At 66.7% G+C, this 24,754-nt stretch carries 28 protein-coding genes and 1 tRNA gene; 20 read left to right on the top strand and 9 right to left on the bottom strand.

Annotation, left to right across the window (positions count from 1 at the left end; translation table 11 throughout):
- Genes urtB through HTZ84_RS08455 form a run of 4 tightly spaced genes read left to right on the top strand, consistent with a single transcriptional unit; the run spans position 1 to position 3,462 of the window.
- Complete coding sequence (gene urtB / locus HTZ84_RS08470) at positions 1 to 882, top strand: urea ABC transporter, permease protein UrtB (RefSeq protein ID WP_174680270.1); 882 nt, start codon at positions 1 to 3, stop codon at positions 880 to 882.
- Positions 879 to 1,985, top strand: a complete 1,107-nt coding sequence (locus HTZ84_RS08465; protein ID WP_174680269.1) for an ABC transporter permease subunit — start codon at positions 879 to 881, stop codon at positions 1,983 to 1,985. Before urtB ends, HTZ84_RS08465 begins: the two co-directional genes overlap by 4 nt.
- Positions 1,985 to 2,764 (top strand): ABC transporter ATP-binding protein, encoded by a 780-nt coding sequence (locus HTZ84_RS08460; protein WP_174680268.1) that lies wholly within the window; start codon positions 1,985 to 1,987, stop codon positions 2,762 to 2,764. Before HTZ84_RS08465 ends, HTZ84_RS08460 begins: the two co-directional genes overlap by 1 nt.
- On the top strand, positions 2,764 to 3,462 hold the full coding sequence (locus HTZ84_RS08455) for an ABC transporter ATP-binding protein (protein WP_174680267.1): 699 nt from the start codon (positions 2,764 to 2,766) through the stop codon (positions 3,460 to 3,462). The genes HTZ84_RS08460 and HTZ84_RS08455 overlap by 1 nt, the downstream gene beginning before the upstream one ends.
- A gap of 52 nt (positions 3,463 to 3,514) precedes the next feature.
- On the opposite strand, the gene HTZ84_RS08450 is transcribed toward HTZ84_RS08455, so the two are convergent.
- Positions 3,515 to 4,054, bottom strand: a complete 540-nt coding sequence (locus HTZ84_RS08450; RefSeq protein WP_008896826.1) for a CBS domain-containing protein — start codon at positions 4,052 to 4,054, stop codon at positions 3,515 to 3,517.
- Between the two features lie 753 nt (positions 4,055 to 4,807).
- The gene (locus HTZ84_RS08445) at positions 4,808 to 5,161 is read right to left on the bottom strand and encodes a DUF555 domain-containing protein (RefSeq protein WP_008896827.1); all 354 of its coding nucleotides are present in this window, start codon (positions 5,159 to 5,161) and stop codon (positions 4,808 to 4,810) included.
- A 370-nt stretch (positions 5,162 to 5,531) separates the two neighbouring features.
- Here HTZ84_RS08445 and HTZ84_RS08440 point away from each other — a divergent pair, with 370 nt between their 5' ends.
- Entirely contained in the window at positions 5,532 to 5,708 is a 177-nt protein-coding gene (locus HTZ84_RS08440) for a hypothetical protein (RefSeq protein ID WP_012942751.1), read from the top strand.
- A gap of 133 nt (positions 5,709 to 5,841) precedes the next feature.
- Complete coding sequence (gene psmB, locus HTZ84_RS08435) at positions 5,842 to 6,573, top strand: archaeal proteasome endopeptidase complex subunit beta (protein ID WP_012942752.1); 732 nt, start codon at positions 5,842 to 5,844, stop codon at positions 6,571 to 6,573.
- A gap of 138 nt (positions 6,574 to 6,711) precedes the next feature.
- Here psmB and HTZ84_RS08430 read toward each other — a convergent pair whose 3' ends face one another.
- Positions 6,712 to 7,836: a Gfo/Idh/MocA family protein gene (locus HTZ84_RS08430; protein ID WP_174680266.1), complete on the bottom strand. Its 1,125-nt coding sequence runs from the start codon at positions 7,834 to 7,836 to the stop codon at positions 6,712 to 6,714.
- A 279-nt stretch (positions 7,837 to 8,115) separates the two neighbouring features.
- Here HTZ84_RS08430 and HTZ84_RS08425 point away from each other — a divergent pair, with 279 nt between their 5' ends.
- Positions 8,116 to 8,835, top strand: coding sequence for a ThuA domain-containing protein (locus HTZ84_RS08425; protein ID WP_174680265.1), 720 nt, complete (start codon positions 8,116 to 8,118; stop codon positions 8,833 to 8,835).
- Positions 8,836 to 8,871: 36 nt separating this feature from the next.
- Here HTZ84_RS08425 and HTZ84_RS08420 read toward each other — a convergent pair whose 3' ends face one another.
- Both HTZ84_RS08420 and HTZ84_RS08415 read right to left on the bottom strand, forming a co-directional pair.
- Positions 8,872 to 9,723: a translation initiation factor eIF-2B gene (locus tag HTZ84_RS08420; protein WP_174680264.1), complete on the bottom strand. Its 852-nt coding sequence runs from the start codon at positions 9,721 to 9,723 to the stop codon at positions 8,872 to 8,874.
- Positions 9,724 to 9,783: 60 nt separating this feature from the next.
- Entirely contained in the window at positions 9,784 to 10,110 is a 327-nt protein-coding gene (locus HTZ84_RS08415) for a DUF5783 family protein (RefSeq protein WP_174680263.1), read from the bottom strand.
- A 298-nt stretch (positions 10,111 to 10,408) separates the two neighbouring features.
- Here HTZ84_RS08415 and HTZ84_RS08410 point away from each other — a divergent pair, with 298 nt between their 5' ends.
- From HTZ84_RS08410 to HTZ84_RS08385, 6 genes are all read left to right on the top strand, one after another.
- Positions 10,409 to 10,732 (top strand): hypothetical protein, encoded by a 324-nt coding sequence (locus HTZ84_RS08410; RefSeq protein ID WP_174680262.1) that lies wholly within the window; start codon positions 10,409 to 10,411, stop codon positions 10,730 to 10,732.
- A 107-nt stretch (positions 10,733 to 10,839) separates the two neighbouring features.
- On the top strand, positions 10,840 to 11,160 hold the full coding sequence (gene sugE, locus HTZ84_RS08405; RefSeq protein WP_174680261.1) for a quaternary ammonium compound efflux SMR transporter SugE: 321 nt from the start codon (positions 10,840 to 10,842) through the stop codon (positions 11,158 to 11,160).
- A 203-nt stretch (positions 11,161 to 11,363) separates the two neighbouring features.
- Positions 11,364 to 12,440, top strand: coding sequence for an Mrp/NBP35 family ATP-binding protein (locus tag HTZ84_RS08400; protein ID WP_174680260.1), 1,077 nt, complete (start codon positions 11,364 to 11,366; stop codon positions 12,438 to 12,440).
- Positions 12,437 to 12,730 (top strand): hypothetical protein, encoded by a 294-nt coding sequence (locus HTZ84_RS08395; RefSeq protein WP_174680259.1) that lies wholly within the window; start codon positions 12,437 to 12,439, stop codon positions 12,728 to 12,730. The genes HTZ84_RS08400 and HTZ84_RS08395 overlap by 4 nt, the downstream gene beginning before the upstream one ends.
- A gap of 329 nt (positions 12,731 to 13,059) precedes the next feature.
- The gene (locus tag HTZ84_RS08390) at positions 13,060 to 14,067 is read left to right on the top strand and encodes a helix-hairpin-helix domain-containing protein (protein ID WP_174680258.1); all 1,008 of its coding nucleotides are present in this window, start codon (positions 13,060 to 13,062) and stop codon (positions 14,065 to 14,067) included.
- An 89-nt stretch (positions 14,068 to 14,156) separates the two neighbouring features.
- On the top strand, positions 14,157 to 14,780 hold the full coding sequence (locus HTZ84_RS08385; RefSeq protein WP_174682554.1) for a uracil-DNA glycosylase: 624 nt from the start codon (positions 14,157 to 14,159) through the stop codon (positions 14,778 to 14,780).
- Positions 14,781 to 14,792: 12 nt separating this feature from the next.
- On the opposite strand, the gene HTZ84_RS08380 is transcribed toward HTZ84_RS08385, so the two are convergent.
- On the bottom strand, positions 14,793 to 15,029 hold the full coding sequence (locus HTZ84_RS08380; RefSeq protein ID WP_174680257.1) for a hypothetical protein: 237 nt from the start codon (positions 15,027 to 15,029) through the stop codon (positions 14,793 to 14,795).
- Positions 15,030 to 15,139: 110 nt separating this feature from the next.
- Here HTZ84_RS08380 and HTZ84_RS08375 point away from each other — a divergent pair, with 110 nt between their 5' ends.
- From HTZ84_RS08375 to HTZ84_RS08365, 3 genes are all read left to right on the top strand, one after another.
- Positions 15,140 to 15,913: a hypothetical protein gene (locus HTZ84_RS08375; protein WP_174680256.1), complete on the top strand. Its 774-nt coding sequence runs from the start codon at positions 15,140 to 15,142 to the stop codon at positions 15,911 to 15,913.
- A 40-nt stretch (positions 15,914 to 15,953) separates the two neighbouring features.
- Positions 15,954 to 16,037 (top strand) — tRNA-Ser (locus tag HTZ84_RS08370).
- A 205-nt stretch (positions 16,038 to 16,242) separates the two neighbouring features.
- Complete coding sequence (locus HTZ84_RS08365) at positions 16,243 to 16,578, top strand: hypothetical protein (RefSeq protein WP_174680255.1); 336 nt, start codon at positions 16,243 to 16,245, stop codon at positions 16,576 to 16,578.
- Positions 16,579 to 16,593: 15 nt separating this feature from the next.
- On the opposite strand, the gene HTZ84_RS08360 is transcribed toward HTZ84_RS08365, so the two are convergent.
- Together HTZ84_RS08360 and HTZ84_RS08355 are read right to left on the bottom strand one after the other, a co-directional pair.
- A complete protein-coding gene (locus HTZ84_RS08360; protein WP_174680254.1) occupies positions 16,594 to 17,517 on the bottom strand; it encodes a diacylglycerol/lipid kinase family protein in 924 nt (307 codons plus the stop codon).
- 175 nt (positions 17,518 to 17,692) lie between these two features.
- Positions 17,693 to 18,481, bottom strand: a complete 789-nt coding sequence (locus HTZ84_RS08355; protein WP_174680253.1) for a formate/nitrite transporter family protein — start codon at positions 18,479 to 18,481, stop codon at positions 17,693 to 17,695.
- 188 nt (positions 18,482 to 18,669) lie between these two features.
- Between HTZ84_RS08355 and HTZ84_RS08350 the strand changes: the two genes are divergently transcribed.
- The 4 genes from HTZ84_RS08350 (at position 18,670) to HTZ84_RS08335 (ending at position 23,584) form a co-directional block, all read left to right on the top strand.
- A complete protein-coding gene (locus HTZ84_RS08350) occupies positions 18,670 to 19,734 on the top strand; it encodes a potassium channel family protein (RefSeq protein WP_174680252.1) in 1,065 nt (354 codons plus the stop codon).
- A 201-nt stretch (positions 19,735 to 19,935) separates the two neighbouring features.
- Positions 19,936 to 20,793 carry a hypothetical protein gene (locus HTZ84_RS08345; RefSeq protein WP_217468205.1) on the top strand — a complete coding sequence of 286 codons (858 nt, stop codon included), beginning with the start codon at positions 19,936 to 19,938 and terminating at the stop codon, positions 20,791 to 20,793.
- A 111-nt stretch (positions 20,794 to 20,904) separates the two neighbouring features.
- Positions 20,905 to 21,996, top strand: coding sequence for an AI-2E family transporter (locus HTZ84_RS08340; RefSeq protein ID WP_174680251.1), 1,092 nt, complete (start codon positions 20,905 to 20,907; stop codon positions 21,994 to 21,996).
- A gap of 256 nt (positions 21,997 to 22,252) precedes the next feature.
- Entirely contained in the window at positions 22,253 to 23,584 is a 1,332-nt protein-coding gene (locus HTZ84_RS08335; protein WP_174680250.1) for a hemolysin family protein, read from the top strand.
- Between the two features lie 69 nt (positions 23,585 to 23,653).
- Here HTZ84_RS08335 and citE read toward each other — a convergent pair whose 3' ends face one another.
- A complete protein-coding gene (citE, locus tag HTZ84_RS08330) occupies positions 23,654 to 24,697 on the bottom strand; it encodes an L-malyl-CoA/beta-methylmalyl-CoA lyase (protein ID WP_174680249.1) in 1,044 nt (347 codons plus the stop codon).
- Positions 24,698 to 24,754: the final 57 nt, after the last annotated feature.

Here is a 24,754-nt window from a genome sequence, read left to right as displayed (position 1 = left end):
GTGGCGACACCGGAACTCCTGAACCTCGGCTTCGAGTTCGTCGAGATCTTCGCCTTCATCGTCCTCGCGACGGTGGGACTGGCGGTGATCTTCGGCATGATGGGTATCATCAACCTCGCCCACGGCGAGTTCATCCTCGTCGGCGCCTACACGACCTCCTTCGCCGTCGCCGCCGGGCTGCCGCTCGCGGCCGCGATGGCCGTCGGCGTCCTCGCGACGGCCGCCTTCGGGCTCGTCCTCGAGCGGCTGATCATCCGCCGACTCTACGGACGGCTGCTCGACTCGATGGTCGTCACGTGGGGGATCAGCCTCGTGATGATCCAGCTCACCCGGATCGCCTTCGGTAACACCGCGCCCGGCGTGGGGATCCCGTTCGGCCAACTCCCGGTCGTCGACGGGCCGGTCTACTACCTCGTGCTCGCCGTCGTCGCGGTCGGCGTGCTCGGCGGGCTGTACGCGCTATTCATGTGGACCGACTTCGGCGTCCGAGCACGCGCGACGATGCAAGACGAGGCGACCGCCCGCAGCATGGGCGTCGACACCGACCGGATGTACACGGCGACGTTCGCCATCGGCTCCGGACTCGCCGGACTGGCCGGCGCGCTGTACGCGCCCGTGATGACCGTCACGCCCGAGTACGGGACCAGCTTCCTCGTCGAGGCGTTCGTCGCCGTCGTCGTCGGCGGCTCCTCGGTCCTCCTCGGGACGATCCTGGCCAGCGGCTTCCTCGGTACGGTCAACGCCGCGTTCACGAACCTCGCCGGGACGTTCATGGGACAGGTCGCGATGCTGGTCGCCGCCATCGTCGCCATCCGCCTGATGCCAGACGGGATCACCGGGCTGCTGTCCGATCTCCGCGAGAAGTGGGGTGAGAGCGAATGAGCGTCGACTCGAGCGACGGGCCGCTGGCCGGCCTCCGTCGGCCGTTCGAAGGGCCGAACACGATGGGGAACACGCCGGCGTTCTGGCTCGGCTTCGCCGTCGCCGTGACCGTCCTCGCGGCGCTGCCGGTCCTCTTCGGTTACTACGCCGCCGAGATCGGCGCCGTGTTCCTCGCGTACGCCCTGCTGGGCGTCAGCCTCGCCTTTATCTGGGGCTACTGCGGCATCCTGAGCTTCGGCCAGGTGGCGTTCTTCGGTATCGGCGGCTACGCGTTCGGCGTCGTCGCGATCAACGTGCCGACGCTGACCGGGGCGACGCTGGGGCTGCTGGCCGCGGTCGCCGTCTCGACGCTCGCGGCCGCCGCGCTGGGCTACTTCATGTTCTACGGCGGCGTCCGGGACGTCTACGTGACGATCCTGACGCTCGTCGTCGCGCTGGTCCTCTACACGTTCACGGGCCAGACCGCCGGCGGCGAGTGGGCGATCGGCGACGCCCGCCTCGGCGGGTTCAACGGCATGAGCGGCGTCCCCGACCTCGCCATCGGAATCGGCTCGGCCGGTCTCGAGATCGGGATCGTCGCCCACTACTACGTGACCTTGGGCGCGCTCGCGGCGACCTACCTCGGGCTGCGCGCGCTGGTCAACAGCCGGTTCGGGTACGCGATGGTCGCGACCCGCGAGGACGAGAGCCGGACCGAGATGTTCGGCTACGACACGACGTTCATCAAGTTCGCCGCGTTCACGATCGGCGGCGCGATCGCCGGCCTCAGCGGCGTCCTGTTCGCGACGCAGAACAACTACATCGACCCGAGCGTGTTCGGGATCACCGCCGCCGCCCTGCCGGTCGTCTGGGCCAGCGTCGGCGGCCGGACCTCGCTTCTGGGCACCGTCGGCGCCGCGCTCGCGATCCAGTTCGTCGACTACCAGCTCGCGCTCTCGGGCAGCGAGTGGGCGCTGGTGATCATCGGCTCGCTGCTGGTGTTCGTCGTCCTCGTGATGCCCGAAGGGGTCGCGCCGCGGCTCCGGGATCTCGTCGTCGACTACCGCTCGTCCGACCCGACGCCGGCGGACGCGCCGGCCGGCGCCGAGGAGGTGAGCGACTGATGGGGGCCAGCGATCCGACCGTCATGACGACGCGGGCCGTCGACGAGACCGGCGAGGGCTCCTCGCGGATCCTCCAGACGCGGGATCTGCGCAAGGAGTTCGGCGGCCTCACCGCGACCGACGACGTCGACTTCAGTCTGGAGGAAGGGGAACTGCGCTGTCTCATCGGTCCCAACGGCGCGGGGAAGAGCACCTTCCTCGACCTGCTGACGGGGCGACTCGAGCCCACGGCCGGGAAGATCTACTACGACGGTCACGACATCACCGACCTGCCCTCGTACGAGCGGGTCGACCGCGGTATCAGCATGAAGTTCCAGGTGCCGAGCATCTACGAGGGGCTGACGGTCGCAGGGAACCTGCGGATCCCGCTCCAGCAGGTCGTCGACGGCGACGAATTCGAGGCGCGAACGCGCGAGATCCTCGAGCGCTTCGATCTGCTCGCCGAGTACGGCACCGTCGCGTCGAACCTCTCCCACGGCCAACAGCAGCGACTGGAGATCGGGATGGCGATGGCCCTCGAGCCGAACCTCATGTTGCTGGACGAACCGGTCGCCGGGCTCTCGGTCGAGGAGACCGCCGAAATCGCCGATCTGTTGCGGGAGATCTCGGACGACGACGGCGTCGCGCTGATCGTCATCGAACACGACATCGACTTCGTCGAATCGATCGCGGATCGCGTCACCGTCCTCGATCAGGGCTCGATCTTCCGCGAGGGCACCGTCGAGGAGGTCACGAACGATCCCGAAGTCAAGCGGATTTACCTGGGGGAAGATCACTGATGCTCGAACTCACGAACCTGCGCGCGTCGTACGGCAAGACACCGATCCTCCGCGGCGTCGACGTCGCCGTCGACGAGGGGGAGATCGTCGGCATCATGGGGAAGAACGGCGTCGGGAAGACGACGCTGATCGAGGCCGTCATGGGCCTGCTCGAGGCCGACGAGGGAACCGTCGTCTTCGACGGCGAGGACGTCACCGAGGAACCGGCCGACGTCCGCGCCCGCCGCGGGATGGGCTACATCCCGCAGGGCCGGGACGTCTTCCCCGAGTTGACCGTCGAGGAGAACCTGCGGATGGGCGAGACGATCAACGAGGGCGACGACCGCCTGCAGTACGAGGCCGTCTACGACTACTTCCCGATCCTCGAGGAACGCCGCGACCAGGAGGCGGGGACGATGAGCGGCGGCCAACAACAGATGCTCGCGATCGGGCGCGCGCTGATCGGCAACCCCGAGCTGCTCCTGCTCGACGAGCCCTCCGAGGGCGTCCAGCCGTCGATCGTCCAGGACATCACGCGGGACCTGCAAAGCGTCAACGAGGAGCTCGGGACGACGATCTGTTTCGTCGAGCAGAACCTCCACGTCGTCCAGAACCTCGCGGAGCGCTGCTACGCCATCGACAAGGGAGAAATCGTCGACGAACTCGGTCCAGACCGCCTCGCCTCGCGCGACGCGGTGACGGAGTATCTCGCAGTGTGAGCCGCGACCTCGAGCGTCGACGAGGGGAACCGCCAGCTCGAGGCCTGACCGACTAGGAGAACCGCGACGCGATGTCGGCCTCGGTGATGATCCCGACCGTCTCGCCGGCCTCGGTGATCATCACGGCCTTGTAGTGTTCGAGCAAGTTGCTGATCTCGTCTAGCGTCGCGTCCTTCGACACCGTCGGGAAGCTCTCGCTCATGTGCTCCTCGACGGGTTCGTCGCGGGCCTCCGAATCGAGGTGGACGAGGTCGCCCTGGCTGATCGAGCCGACCGGAATGCCGTCCTGGATGACGGCGAGCTGGGAGTAGGCCTCCTCCTCCATCTTCCGGGCGGCTTCCTTGACGGCGTCGTCGGGAGCGACGTTGACGACGGCCTCGTTCATCAGGTCCTCGGCGCGGACGACGTCGCTCTCGGCCTTCTCTAAGGCGTTGACGATGCGGCGCAGCGTCGAGAGCCGCGGGTCGACGTCCCCGCCCTCGATTCGCGCGATCAGCGGTTGGGAAACGTCGGCCGTCTCCGCGAGTTCGCTCTGGGTCAGCCCGAGTTCGGTGCGGCGCTGGCGCAGATCCGCGGGCGTCGGAAGTTCCATACGGGTCAATAACTACGGGTTATCAAAAATACTTTGCGTTGGGAGACTGTCCGAAGTAGGATGGGTGCAGAGTTCACGCATAATATCCTAAAATGAAATTAGAGAATATTGGGGATATAATCGATTTGGAGCGGGTAACGATCGCTATCCTTTTAACAACCACTACAGCTATTTTCAACTATATTGGCATATTTGGGGTAGAACGGCAGATCTTTTCCGTGACGGATCTCGTAATATGGCTCTTAGTCGGAACTCTTAGTACGTATATACTTCTCCCAGTCGTAATCTCGTGCAGTACATCTATCATAGAGCGCTTTGTAAGCATTTCACGATAATTCTACTAGGCTATCCCTTTCGTATGGGATACAGACGCCTGCCGGTGGGTTTTTGCGGTATTGGACCGTGTTGTGCGCCTTCTATCGTTTTCTGAAGGATGGGTCTACACCAGTGGCTCACTCGAGGCAGAGAAAATCAAAGATACGTGTGAGATACTCCGGGTATGATTGGTGATTCACACGCGCAGACTCATCAGGTGAGACGGGTTCGCGTTTACCCTCGAGCACGGGTCTATTTCTTCATCAAGTAGCCGGACAAACCCGGTCCGACAACGGTATTTCTTCTCCTTTCAGCCGTTTATAATCGGGCCATTCTGGACGTGGAATTTAGACACTCGTAAAAGCGGAACAGTCGCCGCCGTGGTGATGACCGGCCGACGCCGTCGATTGACGGCGGCAGTCAGCAGCCAAGGCGCGCTCAGTCCTCTTCTTCCGTCTCGATGATGTCGACGACCGAGAGGGGAACGTCACGCAGCGCGCCGCCGACTTCGCTCTTGGCGATTCGGGAGGCGTGTTCCTCGCTGTCGGCGTTGTACACTTCCATCTCGAGGGCCAGCCCCACGAGCGCCGTGTCGGCGGCGATGAAGGCCGAGTCGAAGGGTTCCCCGCAGGCGGGACAGCCCGTCGCGCCGACCTCGACCTCGACGTAGTCCATGTCTTCGCTGTTGAGTCGTTTCCCGGCTTCGCTGACGGCGACGCCGATCGCGTCGTCGATCTCTTCGACGTCACGAACGAGCCATGCGGCTTCCATCGCGACGAGATAATTGCCCATACGTGGTGGTCGTTCCGGGGGGTTTCCTGTCTTGCGGTTCGTCGCCGGCAGACGACCGCGTTCTCGAGTCCGGTTCGTTCTCGACGGATTCGCGACGAGCGCCGGGTGCGGGGCGTCCGCAGTGGCGCGCGACCGCCGCGCACCGGGTGCGCACGTGAGCCGAATCGTTCCCATAAGTTACGAGAATTGACCGGGTCAATTGCCGCCTGCATAGCCGTACATCGACTCGAGTGCGCCTGGAGTGGTCCGAACTACAACTGCAGTTGAATCGCAAGACGGCGTCGACCCGGTAGCTGGTTATAGATCGTTATAGTTACTGGAGCACAAGAAAGTTTATATATACCCATCGTCTGGCCATGGCTGAACGTCGATGATATCCCGCGTGTACCACGCGACCCTGTTCGCCCTGTACCAACTGTGCATCCTGATCGGCATCGTCGCGATGCCGCTCGCGATCGCCGCCCGCCAGGCCGGCGTCACGCTACCGATCCATCGCGTCCTCGCGAACGTCGAGGACGCCCTCGAGGCCCGCCAATCCGAGGAGTAATCGAATCCGACCGAACTGACGACGAATCGCCGTTTCTGTAGGGCTCTCGACTCGAGAGCCACCGGTCCGAAAAGCGGAAACCCCCGAGGTGACCGCCGGTGTTTTATACCGTGCCGGTCGTAACGTTTCGTCAATGCGAGCACCTCAGCATAATTCGGACTTCTCTCGTACCGTCGACCAGTTGGCCGACGATCCGAACCCCTACGAGCCCGAAATCGGGTCGATGCCCCAGAACGACCTGACGCGGGCCGACCTCGACAACGTCAACAAGACCGGGACGACGACGATCGGCATCTCGACGGCCGACGGCGTCGTCATCGCGACGGACATGCGCGCCAGCCTCGGCGGGCGGTTCGTCTCGAACAAGAACGTCCAGAAGGTCGAGCAGATCCACCCGACCGGCGCGCTGACGCTCGTCGGCTCGGTCGGCGGCGCCCAGTCGTTCATCTCGAGTCTCCGCGCCGAGGTCAACCTCTACGAGTCCCGCCGCGGCGAGCAGATGAGCATCGACGCGCTCGCGACGCTTGCAGGTAACTTCGCCCGCGGCGGCCCGTTCTTCGCCATCCACCCGATCCTGGGCGGCGTCGACGAGGAGGGCAGCCACGTCTACAGCATCGACCCCGCCGGCGGGGTCATGGAGGACGACTACACCGTCACCGGCTCCGGGATGCAACTCGCCTACGGGCATCTAGAGCAGGCCTACGAGGAGGACATGTCCAACGAGGAGGCCGTCTCGGTCGCGGCCCACGGCATCAAGTCCGCCGTCGAGCGCGACACCGGCTCCGGCAACGGCGTCTTCCTCTGTGAGATCACCGACGAGGGCGTCGACATCCACGGCCACCACGACTTCGACGAAGTCCTGTAAGTCGGCTCGAGGCGAGCGTATTCCGATTTTTCGCTGTTACAGTGGACGGAGCCGCGGCTCCGTTCGCCGTGGTAACCGTTCGGTATCGATCGTCGCAGAACGGAGAGAAAATCCAGAGCCGAGACTGACGTTACGCAGTTACTCGAGCCGAGTCGCTTGCTCGAGCTGGAACTCCGAGACCTGGGGTTCGGCGAGCTCGGTCGCGCGTCCCGTCTCGCTCGAGCGGTAGATCGCGTCGATGACCCGCTGGACGGTCAGGGCCTCCTCGACGGTGTTCGTCTCGGGCGCCGCGCCCGTGGCGATCGCCGCGAGGAACTGTTCGTCCTGTTCCGCGTAGCCGGTCACCGACTCGTCGCCGGTCATCGTCACGTCGGCGTAGTGATCGCCGCCGGCGGTGCCGGCCTCAAGGATGTTGAGGGTGGTGTCGCCGATGTCGAACTGCGCGCCGGCCTCCGTGCCGCGCACGCGGAAGTCCATGCTCTCCTCGCGGTTGGTCGCCCAGGCGGCCTCGAGCGAGATCGTCTGGCCCTCCGCGGTGCGGATGAAGGCGCTGACGGAGTCGTCGACCTCGTAGGTCTCCGCTTCGGCGTCCCAGTTGTCGCCGAAGCCGTCGGGATCGGCGTACTCCGCGTCGGTGCCGAAGGTCGTCCGGGTGACCCCCGACACTTCGGTGATCTCCGGGAAGTCGAGCGCGTAGAGAGCGAGGTCGAGCGCGTGGACGCCGATGTCGAGGAGGGCGCCGCCGCCGGCGAGTTCTGAGTCCGTAAACCACGAGCCGGGACCGGGAACGCCTCGCCGTCGAACGTAGTTGGCCTCGACGTGGGTGAGGTCGCCGAAGCGGCCGCGGGCGTGTTGTTCGTCGAACATGGCCATCGACGCGGCGTGACGGTTGTGGAAGCCGACCATACAGATCCCGTCGGCGCGCGCGGCGGCGCGTGCGACTCGCTCGGCGCTCTCTATCGTGTGGGCCAGCGGCTTCTCGACGAGCACGTGACAGCCGGCCTCAAGGGCGTCGACGGCGATCGGTTCGTGAAACCGGTTGGGCGTCGTCACGATGACGGCGTCGACGTCGTCCTCGGTGACCATCTCTTCGTGGGTCTCGTAGGTCCGCGCGCCGAACTCGTCGGAGAAGCGCTGACGTTGGGCCTCGACGAGGTCGGCGCCGGCGACGACCTCGGCACCGAGATCGGAGATGCTACGCGCGTGCAGGTGCCCCATCCCGCCCAGACCGACGATCCCGACGCCGATACCGTCGCCGATCATCGCGAAACCTCCGATTGATGAAGCGTCCAGGAGGAGATGGTAGCGGAAACGGGCGATTTCGATGGCGTTTGCATGCGGTCCCAGTCCATAGAGAGAAGCGGTGGGCGATCGAAATAAGGGTTGTGACCGATTAATCTGTGCAATTGTTCTGTAGTTCAGAAATAATTATACGAGCGATGCCTGACACCGGGAAAGAGGTCCGAATAATCGTATCGTTAAACCGGACCGTCACGAGCCGGTATCGCCTCAGCTAAGGGTGTTCGCGACGACGGCCGTCCGATGGCCGACGTTACGATCTGGAACGAGTACCGGCACGAGCGCGAGGACGACGAGATCGCGGCCGTCTATCCGGACGGGATCCACGCGACGATCGCCGACGCGCTCACCGACGGCGACGGACGAGACGAGGCGCCCGATCACAGTATCCGCACCGCGACGCTGGACGACCCCGAACACGGCCTTCCGGCGGACGTCCTCGAGGAGACCGACGTGTTGCTGTGGTGGGGCCACGAGGCCCACGACGAGGTCTCAGGGGCGGTCGTCGACCGCGTCCAGGAGCGGGTCCTCGAGGGGATGGGCCTGATCGTCCTCCACTCGGGCCACTACTCGAAGGTCTTCAAGCGGCTCATGGGCACGACCTGTAGCCTGCAGTACCGCGAGGACGGCGGGACCGAACGGCTCTGGGTCGTCGACCCCGGCCACCCGATCGCCGACGGGCTCGACGAATCGATCGAACTCCCCAGAACGGAGATGTACGGCGAGCCGTTCGACGTGCCCGAGCCCGACCGGCTGGTGTTCACCAGCTGGTTCGAGGGCGGGGAGGTGTTCCGCAGCGGCTGTTGTTACCGGCGGGGCAGCGGCCGGATCTTCTACTTCCGGCCGGGCCACGAAGAGTATCCGATCTACGAGGACGACGACGTTCGACGCGTGCTCCGCAACGCCGTCGACTGGGCGACGCCGACGGAGGGGGCGCCGCGGACGTTCGGCGAACGCGACTGAATTCGGGCGAATCCCGATCGAACGGGCGCCACTCGGTTAGAACGTCTGTCGACCCTCGTCGGTGACGACGCTCTCGAGTAACTCGATCGGCGTCGCGTCGTAATTGGGGTTTTCGACGGTAAAGCCCTCCGCGGGTTCCGGCATCACCTCGCTGCCCGGCCGGAACTCGTTTTCGAAGACGAAGCCCTCGCTGACGATCTTCGACGCCGAGCCGAGGACGGTGACGGGGACGTCCAGTCGCGCGGCCGTCGACGCGAGCGGAAACGTACCGACGCGGTTGTACAGCGTGTCCTCGACGATGCAGTCCATGCCGACGACGACGCGGTCGCACTCCTCGAGGTAGACCCCGTGGGCGCTGTCGGTGATCAGCGTCGTCTCGACGCCGTCGAGGTCCGCGAGCGCCCGCGCCGTTTTGCGCCCGATGAAGCGGGGCCGGGCCTCGGTGACGTAGATCTCGAAGCTCTTGCCCGCGTCGGTCGCCCGCTCGAGGGCCTCCAGGACCGTCGAGGAGTAATCGTGAGTCAGCAGCGTCGCGCCGTCCTCGAGGAGGTTGGCGGCGTTCTCGGCCGCGAGTTCCTTCCCGGACTCGACGCGGGAGACGACCGCGTCGATCTTGTCCCGGGTGTACTGCTTCGCCTCCTCGACGCTGTCGTGATCGGCGTCGGAAACGTCGTCGACGACTTCCCGGACCGCGTTCTGCAGCGAGGCGTGAGAGGGATTCGCTCGTCGGAGCACCGAGCCGTTGCGCTCGAGGGCGCGCGTGTACTCCTCGACGGTAGCGAACTCCCGTTCGAGCAACTCCTCTAGGGCCCGCGTCGCGCGGACGGCTACCACCGAGGAGCTGTGGGTCTGCATCTCCTGGATCTGCTCGACCGTCTCGTCGATCATACCTGCACGAATTCCCGTCAGGGAGAAAGGTGTTCGGGTGTCGGTAGCGGCCGCGGCCGGTCAGTCTGCGGATTCGAAGCCGAAGATGCGCCGTAACTCCGCTTCGATTCTCGTGACGAGTTCCTCGAGGACGGTGTCGAACCGCTCGGGTTCGCCGACGGCGCTTCGCACCTCTTCGACGCGCTCGTCGGGCAACTCGATCCGGAACTCGCCGTCTCCTTCGTAAAACGGCTCGCTCTCGCTCAGAACGTTCCGATCGATCGCTTTGAGGATCTCGGAGTCGTAGCGACCGTGCAGCTGGTTGTACGCGTTGGAGTAGGCCTCCTGGAGCTCCTCGAAGTAGTGGACGTACTTGTCCTCGAACTTCTCGGGGTCGAACTCGGTCATGGTCGGTTGTGGGCCAGCAGGCGGGTAAACAATTCGGGACGACCTTGAATCGCTTGAGCCGTCGACGAGCGACGTACTCGAGTTCGACCGAACTCGTCTCTCTGCTATCGTGGCGGCAGGATTTCCACGCCCTCCCCAACCGATTAGCTCACTCGCTTCGCTCGTTCACTCGTCCCTCGCACGAGTCGTTGATCGCTCCTCGCTGTCGCCCGGACCGATCGACAGCGCGCGCCACCGTCCGTCGGATGCGCTCTCTGCGACCGCAGACTTACGTCCTCGAGCCCCTTAGGACCCGCCGATGACCGTCACCGTTCGCTACACCTGTCCCCACTGCAACGCAGTCGTCAGCCTCGAGCGGCCGCCGGATCTGGCGGATCGGTCGGTCACGAAGCGCCCGCAGCCGGGGTGGGAGTACGCCGACCCGGACGATTCGGACCGCGAGTCGGCCGACGGGGTCGAGTTTCTCTGCGGCGAGGACGGCCCCGTCACCGACCTCGAGGGCGAGCCGGTCGAGGGCTGCGGGCGGCCGTTCTACCTGAACTTCGTGCGCTACGAACGGGGGGTCGAGCTCGAGCCGGACCCGCCGACCTACGGCGGGCCGCGGTTCGATTTCAACGCCTGATGAATTCGCGGTCGATCCGGTGACCGGTCCGCAGATCGGTTCGCGCCGAGTCGTCGCCTCGAGACCGACAGGGGCCTATACCCGCGGGCCCGATCCTCGAGTCGAGTATGTCGTGGTATCTCCTGGTGCTCGCGGGACTGTTCGAAGTCGGCTGGGCGATCGGACTCGGATACTCCGACGGGCTCTCGCGGCCGCTCCCCACCCTCGCCACCGTCGTCTCCCTCGTCATCAGCATGGGGCTGTTGGCCCTGGCGGTCAGGGACCTCCCCGTTGGAACGGCCTACGCGGTCTGGACGGGAATCGGCGCCGTCGGGACCGCGTCGCTCGGGATCGTCCTCTTCGACGAACCCCTGTCGGCGGCTCGAGTCGGCTTCCTCAGCGTGATCGTCGTCGGGATCGTCGGACTGCACCTCACCGGCGGCCACTGACGGCCGACCGACGGCGGTCCGCGGTGCGACTTCGACGCGGAGACGCTGTGGATCGGTCACAGACAGCGTTCCCGCGGCCAATTTGCCGGTGCGGTCTTTTCGGACCAGCTTTTTGCGAGGGCTCGAGCGACCGAAGTGAGCGAGAGTCCGCAGCAAAAAGGTGGGAACACAACCCTTTTCGACGCCCGGAAGTAGCTAGTTACATGGACGAAGCCGCCGTTCGCGACCGCCTCCGGACGGTCGAAGATCCGGAACTCGGCGACGACATCGTTTCGCTCGGACTCGTCAACGACATCGCCGTCGACGGCGAGCAGGTCGATATCGACCTCGCGCTGGGGGCGCCCTACTCCCCCACCGAGACCGATATCGCCGGCGAGGTACGGGAACTGCTCCTCGAGGAGGGCCTCGAGCCGGACCTCTCGGCGAGCGTGCCCGACCGGGACGACGTCGCCAACGAGGACCAGGTACTGCCGGGCGTCAAGAACGTCATCGCCGTCGCCTCCGGGAAGGGGGGCGTCGGCAAGTCGACGGTCGCCGTCAACCTCGCGGCCGGCCTCTCGCGGCTGGGCGCCAATGTGGGCCTCTTCGACGCCGACGTCTACGGCCCGAACGTGCCGCGGATGGTCGACGCCGACGAGCCGCCGATGGCCACCGAGGACGAGACGCTCGTGCCCCCCGAGAAGTACGGCGTGAAGCTGATGAGCATGGCCTTCCTCACCGGCGAGGACGACCCCGTCATCTGGCGCGGTCCGATGGTCCACAAGGTCATCACTCAGTTGACGGAGGACGTCGAGTGGGGCCACCTCGACTACCTCGTCATCGACCTCCCGCCGGGGACCGGCGACACCCAGCTGACGATGCTCCAGACCATGCCCGTCACGGGCGCGGTTATCGTCACGACGCCCCAAGACGTCGCCTTAGACGACGCCCGGAAGGGCCTCGAGATGTTCGCCAAACACGACACCGTCGTGCTCGGCATCGCCGAGAACATGTCGACGTTCTCCTGTCCCGACTGCGGCGGCGAGCACGACATCTTCGGCTCGGGCGGCGGCCGGGAGTTCGCCGACGAACACGAGATGCCGTTCCTGGGCTCGATCCCGCTCGATCCGGCCGTCCGCGAGGGCGGCGACGGCGGGAAACCGACCGTCCTCGAGGACGAGAGCGCCACCGGCGACGCCTTCCGGACGATCACCGAGAACGTCGCGAACAACACCGGGATCGTCCACCGGCGCGGCGTCTCCCAGACCAGACGGAACGAGGCGACCTCGGCCGATCGATGACGACGGACGACGACCCCGACTCGAGCGACGGAACGGACGGTAACGCCGACTCGGCGGACGGAACGGACGCGGACGCGCCCGAGTTCGAGCCCGATCCCGAACGCGTGGCGGCGCTCCGCGACGTCGCCGACGACGTCCGCGGGGAAACCAGCGAGAGCAAGCAACTCGCCAACGTCCTCTACCGAACCAGCGACCTCTACGATCCCGACGAGGAGACCACGCCCGAGGAGATCGTTCGCAACGTGAAGTTCATCCTCGAGGTCACCGAACGCGGCGGCCTCGACCGCTGAACCGCGACGCCGCTTCGCGGACTGGTTTTTCGACCGTCTTCGCCGGCCGTCCGTTTCGTCCCCCGTTCTCGTCAGCCGTTCGTTTCGACCTCCCCTTTCTCGCCGACGCGCTCGAGTGGGCGACCGGAAGCGGGACCGCCAGCGATAGCTATGGCTACGGTGACAGGAGATCGAGAAACCGCCCGCTGGTACCGTGATGAAGCTCTACGACATTCTGTGGTATCAGATGGTTCCTAAAACCATTTAGGGCCAGCATTTATCACGGTCGCCGTCGTTCTCGCGGGTAGGTACCAGGGACGGCAATTACCCGTCACTGCGCCCTCGACACCATGACCGACGCAACCACGCCCATCGAAGCCACGTTCGAGCTGCAGCGCCAGTCGATCAAGCAGAGCCAGCAGCTGTTCGAGCAGGGGCTCGAGTTCCAGGAGAACGCGATGGAGACGATGCTTCGCAACGGGATGGCGGCCCAGCGAAGCGCCCAGCGCCAGGGCACCGAACTCGCCCGCCGGTTCCTCGACGCCCAGCTCGAGGCCCTCGAGGACGCCATCGACGAGGACGCCTACGACGTCCGGTCGACCGTCGACGAGGGCTTCGAAGAGAGTACGGCACAGACCAAGCAGGCGTTCAATGAAGGGTTCGAGCAACACGCCGAACTGGTCCAGCGGATGCTTCACGCGCAGTTCGACGCCCTCGACTCCGTGATGAACGGCGACGAGTTCAACGTTCGCTCGGCCGTCAACGACGGCTTCGACGAGTTCGAGCGCACCCAGGACGAGGCCTGGGATGAGCTCGAGGACGGCTTTCTCGAGGCCGTCGACGAACTGACCGCCCAGCAACAGCAGGTGCTCGCCGACTCGACGCAGTCGATGCTCGAGGCCCAACAGGAGACCGAACAGCAGACCGTCGAGGGCGTCCGCCGCGCCGAGGAGGCCGCCGAGACGGTCCAACAGCAGACCGAAGACGTCGCCGATACCGTCCAGCAGTCCACCGAAGCGGTCGCACAGACGGCCCAGGAGTCGACCGAGTCGGTCGCCCGGACGAGCCAGCGCGGCGCGCAGGACCTGGTCGGCGAGGCCGCCGAAGCGACCGAGAGCACCGTCGTCGAGACCACGAACGCGATCGAAACCGCGACCGAGGAAGGAGCCGACGCGACCGAGCAGAACCTGCAGGCCCTCGAGGGCGTCGGGCAGACCTACGCCGAGCGGCTGGCCGACGCGGGCATCGAGACGATCGCCGACCTCGCGAGCACGCAGGCCGAGACCGTCGCCGACGCCGCGGAAATTTCCGAGGACCGCGCTTCGGACTGGATTCAGGCCGCCCAGTCCCAGGCGTAGCCGGACCCGACAGTCGGGTCACTTTTGGGCGCCTCCCTCGAGACTCGAGTGTGGACGCGAATCAACAGTCTCGGGCGAACCCGTTCGGCATGGACGAGGAGTGTCGGAACTGTCCGGCGCTCTGTGAGACGCGCACGCAGGTCGTCCACGGCTACGGCGACGTCGACGCGGACTTCCTGTTCGTCGGCGAGCGACCGACCGCGAGCGCGGACGCGATCGGCGTCCCGTTCGCCGCGGAGGCGGCCGACGGGGCGGCCGCCGAGGAAACCGAGTCGGCGACGACCCTCCGGCGAATGCTCGAGCGACTCGGGCTCTGCGATTCGACGTCGCCGGCCGACGAGCCGGTCCTCGAGAACGTCTACCTGACGAACCTCACGCGCTGTCGCGACCCCGACCGACGGCCGACCGACGAGGAGATCGGCAACTGCGATCCCTACCTCAACGCCGAGATTCGGATGATCAACCCCGAGATCCTCGTCCCCGTCGGCGAGCGACCGCTTCGGGAGCTCGGCGTGGAGTACACGACGACGTCGGCCGACGACCTCGCGCTGCCGGACGACCACGCCGTACGGATCCGCGGCCGCGGGTTCGAACTCGTGCCGATGGTCGATCCCCGCGAGCAGTCCGACGCGCAGACGCAGGCGTGGCTCGAGGAGTTCGTCGACCTGATGGCGTCGGATTACCGCCAGACGAAGGGACAGCGCGACCGATAGACGAGCGGCTCGTTACCAGTACGGGTTGGCGAGCCACTCGCGGGAGCGCGCGCCGAGAGCGGCCAGCGTGCCGACCGCGACGACGACGACCGCGAGCGCGCCGAGAAGCGGCGCGAGGTAGTCGCCGGAGCCGAGCAGGTTGTTGTCGGCGAAGCTCCAGACGCCGAGCGCCGCCAGCAGGACGACCGTTAGGACGCCGAGCAGACCGACCGATCCGGGAATCGACCGCGGGAGCGTTTGCGCTTCCATAGCCGAGTGCTGTCGGTCCACCACCATAATTCGTCCGCCGGCGGCGCGAGCGGCGGGGTCGCGCTGGCGAAAGCGCCGCGTTCAAGGGTCGCGTCCGCGGAGAAGCGTGTATGATCGTCGTCGTTCCGGTCGATCCGCCGCGAGAGGGGCTCGTCCTGTCGTCGCTCGTCGACGAAACGCCGCTGTCGGCCGCCGACGCCGTCGCGCTCTACGAGGCCGCCGTCGCCGACGTCTGCTGGGCCGTCGCCCAGAGCGGTGGCGACCTGCTGGTCAACTACCGCGACGCGGAGACGCTGCCCGACGAGTTCACCGACAGCGATGCCGACCCCGAAGCCGAGGTCCGCGCGCTCGTCATCGACGCGCTCGGGGAGGACGCCATCGCCGGCGACGGCGACCGCGACGCGGGCGTCCGATTCGAACGCCAGGTCGGCTCGAGTCGCGCCGCGCGGATCGGCAACACCGTCACACACCTTCTCGAGCGCGAAGGCGCCGACAGCGTCGGCGTTCTCGAACCCACGGTGCCGCTGGTTCGGCGCACCGAGATCGACGGCGCGGCGATGTCGGTCCGGCGCCACGAGGTCGTCCTCGGACCGTCCGCCGAGGGGCGGACCTACCTCGCCGGCTTCCGGGAGGCGATCGACTTCGCCGGCGCATACGCGACGCCGGAGGTGACCACGCTGGCGGCTCGAGCGACCGACGCGGATTTCGGGGTCGGGTTCGCTCCGATGCTCCCGACCGTCGACACGCCCGCGGGACTGCGCTCGACGCTCGCGCTGCTCGAGGCGCGGCGCCTCGCGGACCAGCCGGGCAGCGAGGCGACGGCCGCCGTCGTCGACGAACTGGGACTCGCGGTCGGGGACGACGGCTCGCTCGAGCGATCGTAACCGACAGTACTTTTTGAACGTACGGAGAAGGTAGCGGTGAGGTGGGGTAGCGAAGCGGCCCAACGCGCCTGCCTTGAGAGCAGGTGGCTGTATAGCCTCATGGGTTCAAATCCCATCCCCACCGTTTCTCGCGAGCACTATACGACGAGCGAGAAGGCGACACGGTGGGATTCGAATCAGGGAGTGACGCGAACGAAGTGAACGGAACGACCGTGGTTCGATCCCATCCCGCCGTATTTTGCCGCGAGCACCGTCGCGAGCGACGAACCGGCAGCGGCGCCTGTATTGGCAGGTGGAACACAAACCCGCGGCTGCTGCGAACGTCCCTCATGGGAGACGCCGACGATTCCGGGCCGGACACTCCCGGAACCGACCAGGAGAAAATCGACGAGGACGCCAGACTCCTCGGGAACGAGCCCGACGAGGACGCGATCGACGAGCCGACGCTAAGCCAGCAGCAGGAGGCCCAGGAGACCTACTGGATGGCCAAGGAGATGGTGGCGATCGGAGTCTTCTCTATTCTGGGCGTGATCCTGCTCGGATTCGGACTCATGCAGATGTCGGGACTCCTCGAGGTGCCCGGTCCGTTCGGCAACGCGATCCTGTTCGTCGCGCTCGGGGCGCTACTGGTCGCGGCGTTCGCGTGGAGCCAGTGGGGGACGTGAAGCCCGGATCGATCGCTATCTCGAGGCGTACGCCTCGCCCACGCACACGCGGAGCGCCCCCGGTCGAACGCCGATCTCGACGCGGTCGTACTCCCGGGGCTCCCCGTCGAGGCTGAACCGCACCGGCTCGTCTTCGAGGGAAACGATCTCGAGTTCGGACGCCTCGATCGTCGTGGCGTGGGGCGTCTCTCGATCGAAGAACCGCCGTTCGACGGCTTCGGCGATCGCGCCCGTCGGCGGCAGCCGGTCGACGACCGTCACCTCGAGCCGTCCGGTTTCGGCGTTCGACGGCTCGTTCGGGCCGGTGAACCCTCGAAGGGCGCCGACGAGCAGACAGAGCGCCTCCCAGACGCGCTCCTCGCCGTCGGCGACGACGTCGACCGCGACCTCGAGGCCGTCGAACTGCCGCGCGGTCCGGACGCCCTCGATCACGAACGCGAGCGTGCCGATCCGCTCTTTGAGCCCGTCGGAGGCGCTCGTGCTCGCTGACGCCGGCAACCCCGCGATGGCCGAGAGCACGAACGGCTCCCCGTCAGCGACGCCGAGATCCAGTCCTCTCGTGGCCCCTCGTCGCGCGGCCGCGAAGCCGTCGTCGACGCTTTCGATTCCGAGCCCCGACGCGTAGATGTTGGCCGTTCCCGCCGGAATCACCGCGAGGGTCACGTCCTCGAGCGCGTTGGCCGCGACGAGCCCCTGGATGACCTCGTGAATCGTTCCATCGCCGCCGCAGGCCGCGAGGATATCGACGTCGTCGGCCGCCGCTGCAGCCGCGAGTTCGGATGCGTGGCCACCCCGCTCGGTCTCGACGACCGAAAAGCCGTGCTCGGCGGCGAGTCGTCGAACTCGCTCGGTATGGTCGGCCTCGCCGCTCGTGGGATTGAGGACGAGTCGCGAGTTCGCGGCCGGCGCCGCCGTGGGGCCTGCTGATCCACCGGTCATCACCGGATCGAAGCGGTGCGTTGCCAAGTACCCTCGGCCGGCATCCGCTTCAGTCGGCGTCGCTCGACTCGAGGCGGCGACCGACGATGGCGGCCAGCGCGGCGAGCGCCCCTCTACGGCAAGTTTCTAACCGCTTCGGAGAGGGACGCCGAAACGGGCGTTCGGAGCCGAGCGGTCAGCCGTCGGATGAGGGAGACCCCTCGACTTGCGCGATGTGACTGAACGTGACCAGGCCGAGTCCGCCGACGACGTTTCCGGCCGTCACGACGGCGGTCGTCGTCCCCAGCGCACCGACGCCGATGTCGGCACCGAACGCCATCCCGAAGAAGACGTGGAGAACGGTGACGATGACGTGATCGAAGGGGCCGAGCGCCAACAGGACGCCGACGACGTACGCCATAGCGATCCGACCGCCGACGCCGTCGACGGCCTCGAGCAGGTGGGAGAGCAACGCCACGAGCGCACCCCCCGCGATGGAGTCCGCGAACACTCCCATCGGCTCCCGGTGAACGATCTCCGTGGCGACCGTCACCAGCGCCTCGCCCGTTCCCGAGGGAAGCGCGCCGGGAACCGACAGCACGAGCACCATGAGGGCACCGCCGACGAGGTTTAAAGCGAACGTGACGGACCACAGGCGGAGCAGCGGTCCGATCAGCCACGAGTCGTCCCGCTCGATCGCCGTCGCGACGGGGTCGAAGAAGTTCTCGTTGAACAGTTCCGATCGGCCGACGACCAGCATCACGAGGCCGAGTCCGAACGCGAGCGATCCCGGGAGTTTGGCGGCGTCACCGATGCGCGGTTCGAGGACCGCGTGGACGATGCCGAGCGCCGCGAGGCCGAAGACGATCGTGAATCCGGCGATGAACCCGGTCGAAATCAGCTCGAGCCACGACTGATCGAGGCGCCGTTCCCCCTCTTCGGCCGCCCGGTCGAAGATTTCGGGGGGATCGGGAGCGACGGACATGGGCTGACAATCGTCCTACTTGACAAGTGAAATAGGATGTGCCTGCGCTTTCGGAGATCTCTCAAATACCGAGTCCGTCTGGACGTCGTGACGATGGAAGCCGCCGATCCGCGTTCCAGACGCCTTCGGGCCGCGTTTCGGTTTCCATACCTCAGCGTTTTCCGAGACACTCTCGTACGTGCATCGAGATGGTCAGTTTCGGCTTTCTCAGCGTCACTCCCGGTGCCGTCGAGAGCCTCTCATCGACCGGGCCGGTACGGCTCCTGTCTCTCGTGGTCGGAATCGGCTGTCTCTCCGTCGCGATCGTCGACCTGTTCTGGACGATACTCTGGGACGACAAGGGTGCGGGACCGCTCTCGTCGCGGTTGATGGTCAGCGCGTGGCACCGGCTCCGCACTCTCGGCGACGAGCGCGACCAGGGACTTTCGATCGGCGGGCCGCTCATCCTCGCGTTGAACCTCTTCGTGTGGGTCGGACTCATCTGGCTCGGCTGGACGCTCGTCTTCGCCGGCAGCGAGGACGCTCTCGTTCACTCCCGCCCGACAGGGCCCGTCACGTGGATCGGGCGGTTCTACTTCGTCGCGCAGACCATGTTCACGATGGGGAACGGGGACTTCTACCCCGGCACCAGCCTGTGGCAAGTCGCCGCCGCTCTGACGACGGCCAGCGGGATGTTGTTCGTCACGCTGGGCGTGTCGTACGTGATCTCAGTGCTCGACGGCGTCACCGGCCGTCGATCGTACGCGAACAGCGTCCTGGGGATCGGTAAACGGGGCGAGACGTTCGTCACGACCGGCTGGAACGGCGAGGACTTCGACCAGTTCGACCACCTCCTCGATACACTCTCGGCCGAGCTCAGTGACCTCGGGGCCCAACACAAGATCCATCCGATCCTCCACTACTACCACAGCGACGAACTGCTCGACTCCTCGGCCAGAGCGGTCGTCGTCTTCGACGAGGCGCTGACGCTCCTGCGGTTCGGGGTCCCCGAGGAACACCGACCGAACGACGCGCTCATCGCGAGTGCGCGCTCGAACGCCGAGAGCTACCTCAACGCATACACCGACACGATCGAGCCGGCCGACCAGGTGCCCCCGGCACCGGATCTCGATCACCTCCGCGAGGCGGGCGTTCCCACGGTCTCCGACGCGGAGTTCGCCGACGCGCTCGCTGACCTCGACGAGCGCCGCCGGCAGCTGCGCGCCGTCATCGAGGCGAGCGGTCGCGAGTGGCCGTCGGGGAGCGACGACTGAGCGTCGACCGCTGACTCCGACTGGTCTCCGAGCGCGGCCGGCTAGCGTTCCGAACCCGCTGGAACCTGATGGAAGGAAGATGGGCGCCGGTCGGAGTGTCTGTCGGCACGCGTGACCGTTCGAGCGGCGAAAAACGCTCGCTTCGCCGCTCGAGCGATTCGCTTGCAGCGAACCGAAGGCGGTCCCGACCGAACGGTCCGTATGGAACTGTGGTTCGCGACCGCGGTCCCACCGTCGGTGATCGGCGTCGGCGGACCGCCGATCGTCGCTCGCTCGATCTCGAGTACCGCGTTCGGCCTCGTCGACGCCCTCGCCGCGGTGTTCGCGGTCGGCCTCGCGCTGGTTCACGTCTTCGCCGGTCGGCTCCGATTCCTCGAGGCGATTCCGCGCAGTCGGTGGCTGTCGATGGCGGGGGGCGTCTCGGTCGCGTACGTCTTCGTCCACCTCCTGCCCGAGGTCGGGGCCGCCGCGGCGGCGATCGACGAGAGCGGGACCGTCCTCGCCACCATCGACCGTCACATCTATCTCGTGACGCTCGCGGGGTTCGTCGCCTTCTACGGCCTCGAGCGATTCGCCGTGATCGGAGCGGAGGCCGACGGCGGAGACGCGGCTGGGACGGGCACCGACGGCGGCGACCCCGAACCCGAACGGGCGCCGGACGGCGTCTTCTGGGTGCACGCGGGCTCGTTCGCCGCCTACAACGTCCTCGTGGGATACCTCCTCGTCCACCGCGAGGAGCCGGGCGTCGCGAGCCTGGCGTTCTTCTTCGTCGCGATGGCGCTGCACTTCGTCGTGAACGACTTCGGACTCCGCGAGCACCACGGTCAGATCTACCACCGGTACGGACGGTGGCTCCTCGCGGCGGCGGTGCTTCTCGGCGTCACCGTCGGCTATGTAACGCCCGTCAGCGAGTTCACCCTCGCGCTCCTGTTGGCCTTCCTCGGCGGCGGGATCGTCCTCAACGTCATCAAGGAGGAGCTCCCCTCGAAGCGCCGCAGCCGGTTCTGGGCCTTCGCCGTCGGGGCCGCTGCGTACACGCTCCTCTTGCTCGCCGCGTAGCGCGAGGGACCCGGCGACGCCGCGCCGACACCCGCTCGCGACGACGCTCGAGCGCCGAGCCCGTGCAGTCGCGCGCCGGACGTTTTTGCACGGCGCCGTCGGACCCGTACTATGTCCGCGCTCCGCGGCTGGGACGGCCGTCGCGCCGTCTGGGTCGCCCTCGGTCTGGTCATCGCCCTCGCGATCGGCTTCGCCCTCTACGCCTACGTCGGAACGCTCCTCTTCGCGATCTTTCTCTACTACGCCACCCGGCCGTTCTACCGCGTGCTCGATCGACGCCTCGAGCATCCGAACGTGACGGCGACCGTCACGATCGCGGCCGTCGTCCTCCCGCTGGTCGCCGTCGCCGGCTACGCCGGGGTCCTGGCCCTCCGAGAGCTCGATCAGTTCCTCGCCGCGAGCGGCCTCGAGTCCTATCGATCGCTCCTCCAGCCGTACCTCTCGATCGTTCGCGAGCGAAACGTCGACCGATTACGGCGGCTGCTCGCCGCCGACGGGGGACGGTCGATCGCCTCGATCCTCCGACGAGGGATTCCGAGCGTCCTCGAGCGACTGTCGACGATCGCGGGTCTCGTCTTCGCGATACTCGCGCGGTTTTTCCTCATGCTCACGTTCCTCTTTTACCTGCTGCGCGACGACGGGACGCTCCGACGGTGGTTCACCCGGAGCGTCGACGGCGACGAGGAGATCGTCTCGTTCCTCGAGGCGGTCGACGACGACCTCGAGACGGTCTTCGTCGGCAACCTCGCGATCGTCGGCGTGGCGGCCGTCGTCGCCGCCGTCGCCTACCTCGGACTGAACCTGGTCGCGTCGAGCGGACCGGTCGTCGGAACGCCGGCGTTGCTCGCCGTCCTGATCGGCGTCGGGACGCTGATCCCCGCGGTCGGCATGAAGCTCGTCTACGTCCCGTACGGGTTGTACCTCTTCGGCCTCGCGTTCTCGACGCCGGCGCCGCTCTGGCAGCCGATCGCGTTCTTCGCGCTCTCGTTTACCGTCGTCGATACGATCCCCGACTTCTTCGCGCGGTCGCTGCTCTCGGCACGCAGCGGCGTCCACATGGGGCTGGTCCTCCTCGGGTACTTCCTCGGAACGCTCGCGTTCGGCTGGTACGGGCTCTTCCTCGGTCCGATCGTCGTGGTGGCGGCGGTCCACTTCGCCGACCGGATCTTTCCCGACCTCGCGAGCGCGGTCCTCGCCGAGTGACCGGCGGCCTCGGGTCTCCCGTCGGCCGACGGCATCTCCTCGTTGCGTCTGTCACCCACGCAACTATGGGGCCGGCGTGACGACTCCAGAGTATGAGCGACGCCGTCACTGCGAACGCGGTCGACGGGCGATCGTCCGCCGACGAGAGCGAGACGCGGACAGCCGTCTCCTCGAGTTCGGCGCCGGTTCCGGTCGCGGTACAGATCTCCGGATGCGAATCGTCTCGAGAACCGCCTCGAGCCGGGAGGGAACGACGATGGTAGACCTCGTCGCCGACTTCGCGCGGCTGTTCGGGGCGTTCGTACTGGTCGCGCTGAACGGCTTCTTCGTCGCCGCGGAGTTCGCCTACGTCCGCGTTCGCTCCTCGGCCGTCGAACGGGCGGTCGCGGAGGGGAAGACCGGGGCGACGCTCCTGCAGGAGGCCGTCGACAACTTAGACGACTACCTCGCGACTACTCAGTTGGGGATCACCATCGCCTCGCTGGGGCTGGGGTGGCTGGGCGAACCGGCCGTCGCGGCCTTGCTCGAGCCGGTACTCGCACCGGTCCTGCCCGAGAGCCTGCTCCATCTCGTCTCCTTCGCCATCGGATTCAGCTTCATCACGTTCTTGCACGTCGTCTTCGGCGAACTCGCGCCGAAGACGATCTCGATCGCCCAGGCCGAGCGCGTCGCCCTGCTGGTCTCGCCGCTGATGAAGTTCTTCTATTACATTTTCGTCCCCGGGATCGTCGTCTTCAACGGGACGGCCAACGCCTTCACGCGACTGATCGGGATTCCGCCGGCCTCGGAGACCGACGAGACGCTCTCCGAGGAGGAGATCCGGACCGTCCTGAGCCGGTCCGGGAGCGAGGGCCAGATCGACGCGGAGGAGGTCGAGATGATCGAACAGGTGTTCGAACTCGACGACACGACCGTTCAGCAGGTGATGGTACCCCGTCCCGACGCCGTGACCATCGCCAGCGACCGCTCGCTCTCGGACCTTCGCTCGCTGATTCTCGAGGAGGGACACACTCGCTATCCGGTGCTCGACTCCGACGGGGACGATCAGGTGGTCGGCTTCGTCGACGCCAAGGACGTGCTGCGAGCTGGCGAGTCCGAGGGCGACCTCGAGAGCGTGACGGTCGGCGAGGTCACCCGCGAGATGCCGGTCGTTCCGGAGACGACGCGCGTCACCGAACTCTTAGAGCAGTTCCAGGGCGACCGAGCCCAGATGGCCGCGGTGATCGACGAGTGGGGCGTCTTCGAGGGGATCGTCACCGTCGAGGACGTCATCGAGGTGGTCGTCGGCGATCTCCGCGACGGGTTCGACGCGGACGAGCCCTCGATCGACCGGCGCGACGACGGCGCCTACGTCGTCGACGGCGGCGTTACCGTTTCGGACGTCAACGAGCGACTCGACGCCGACTTCGAGTCCGACGAGTTCGGCACGATCGGCGGGCTCGTGCTGGACCGGCTGGGCCGGGCCCCCGAGGTCGGCGACCACGTCGAGGTCGACGGCTACGCCCTCGAGGTGAGCGACGTCGAGGGGGCCCGAATCGCGTCGCTCATCGTTCGCGAGAATCCGCGCGCCGAGGAGTCGACCGACTAGGGGCGTCGCCGACGCGCTCGACGAGGACGTGCCGCCGCGAAAATCGAACTCGCTGACCTCGGTCGACGCTTACTGATACGAAAGCTCGAGGTCGCGAGCGCGCTCGAGCAGGTCGGCGTCGTAGTACTCCTCGGTCTGTCCCGGGCGCATCTCGTCGATCGCGCGGACCTGTTCGACGGTGTTCTTGAAGTTCTTGAACGTCGCCTCGTCGACCATCTGGCCGTCGAGCGTGACCGCGCCGGTGCCCTCGCGTTTGGCCTCGTTGAACCGCTCGATCTTGCTCACGTCGCGCTCGAGTTCGTCAGGCGTCGGCATGTGGATCGTGTTGGCTTGAATCGTCTGCTTCGGATACAGCGACCAGGAGCCGTCGAGGCCGAGGCGGGCCTCGTGTTCGACCTGATCGGCGTACTCGTCGGCGTTGTAGTAGGTCAGACCGGCCCGTTCCTTGAACAGGTCGTCGAAGGGGCCGCCGATGGAGACGAGGCCGGCGGCGCTGGCCTCGTTGGACATCGCCTCGAGCAGGCCGTCCCAGCGCGGCCGGCCGTCGCCGAGGTCGCGGCCGCCGAGTTCGGCGGTGTAGTCGACGGGGCCGAAGACGAGGCCGGTCAGCCGGGAGCCCTCGCCGAACATCGTGATCTCGCGTAAGTCCGACCGAGCGCGGCCGGTCTCGACGATGATCGAGAGGCCGATCGAGCCGTCGTCGTAGCCGTGTTCGGCCTCGGCCTCCGCGACGGCCTCGGCGGCGCGCCGGACGTCCTCGAGGCGACCGACCTTGGGGACGACGACGCCGTCGATCTCGTCGCCGATCTCGCCCACGAGGCGGCCGATCTGGTCGCGGCCCTTCCGGCGGTACTCCTCGTCCTCGTAGCTCCACTCGACGCGGGGCCAGATCTCGCCGGGGAAGTCGTGTTCGGGGACCTTCTCGATGGTGTTCTCGAGGCCCTCCGCTTTCATATTCGGCGCCGTGCCGTCCTCCATGTCGGGGACGAGCCAGTCGGGCGCCTGAAAGCCCTCCGCGGTGAGCGCGGAGACGAGGTACTTCGCCGAGTCGTCTTTCGGAACGGCGGCCGGTGCGGTCTGGAAGGTTCGACAGAGTCGGATGTCGTCGGTCATGTGTCTGGATCGGGGTGGATCTGCGGTCGGTATCGGTTGGTTGCGGTCGACGGCGGT

The sequence above is a fragment of the Haloterrigena gelatinilytica genome (genome assembly GCF_013342145.1).
Taxonomy (GTDB): Archaea; Halobacteriota; Halobacteria; order Halobacteriales; family Natrialbaceae; genus Haloterrigena; species Haloterrigena gelatinilytica.
The sequence above is the reverse complement of the archived record's forward strand: the minus strand, read 5'-3'. Positions and strand labels throughout refer to the sequence as shown.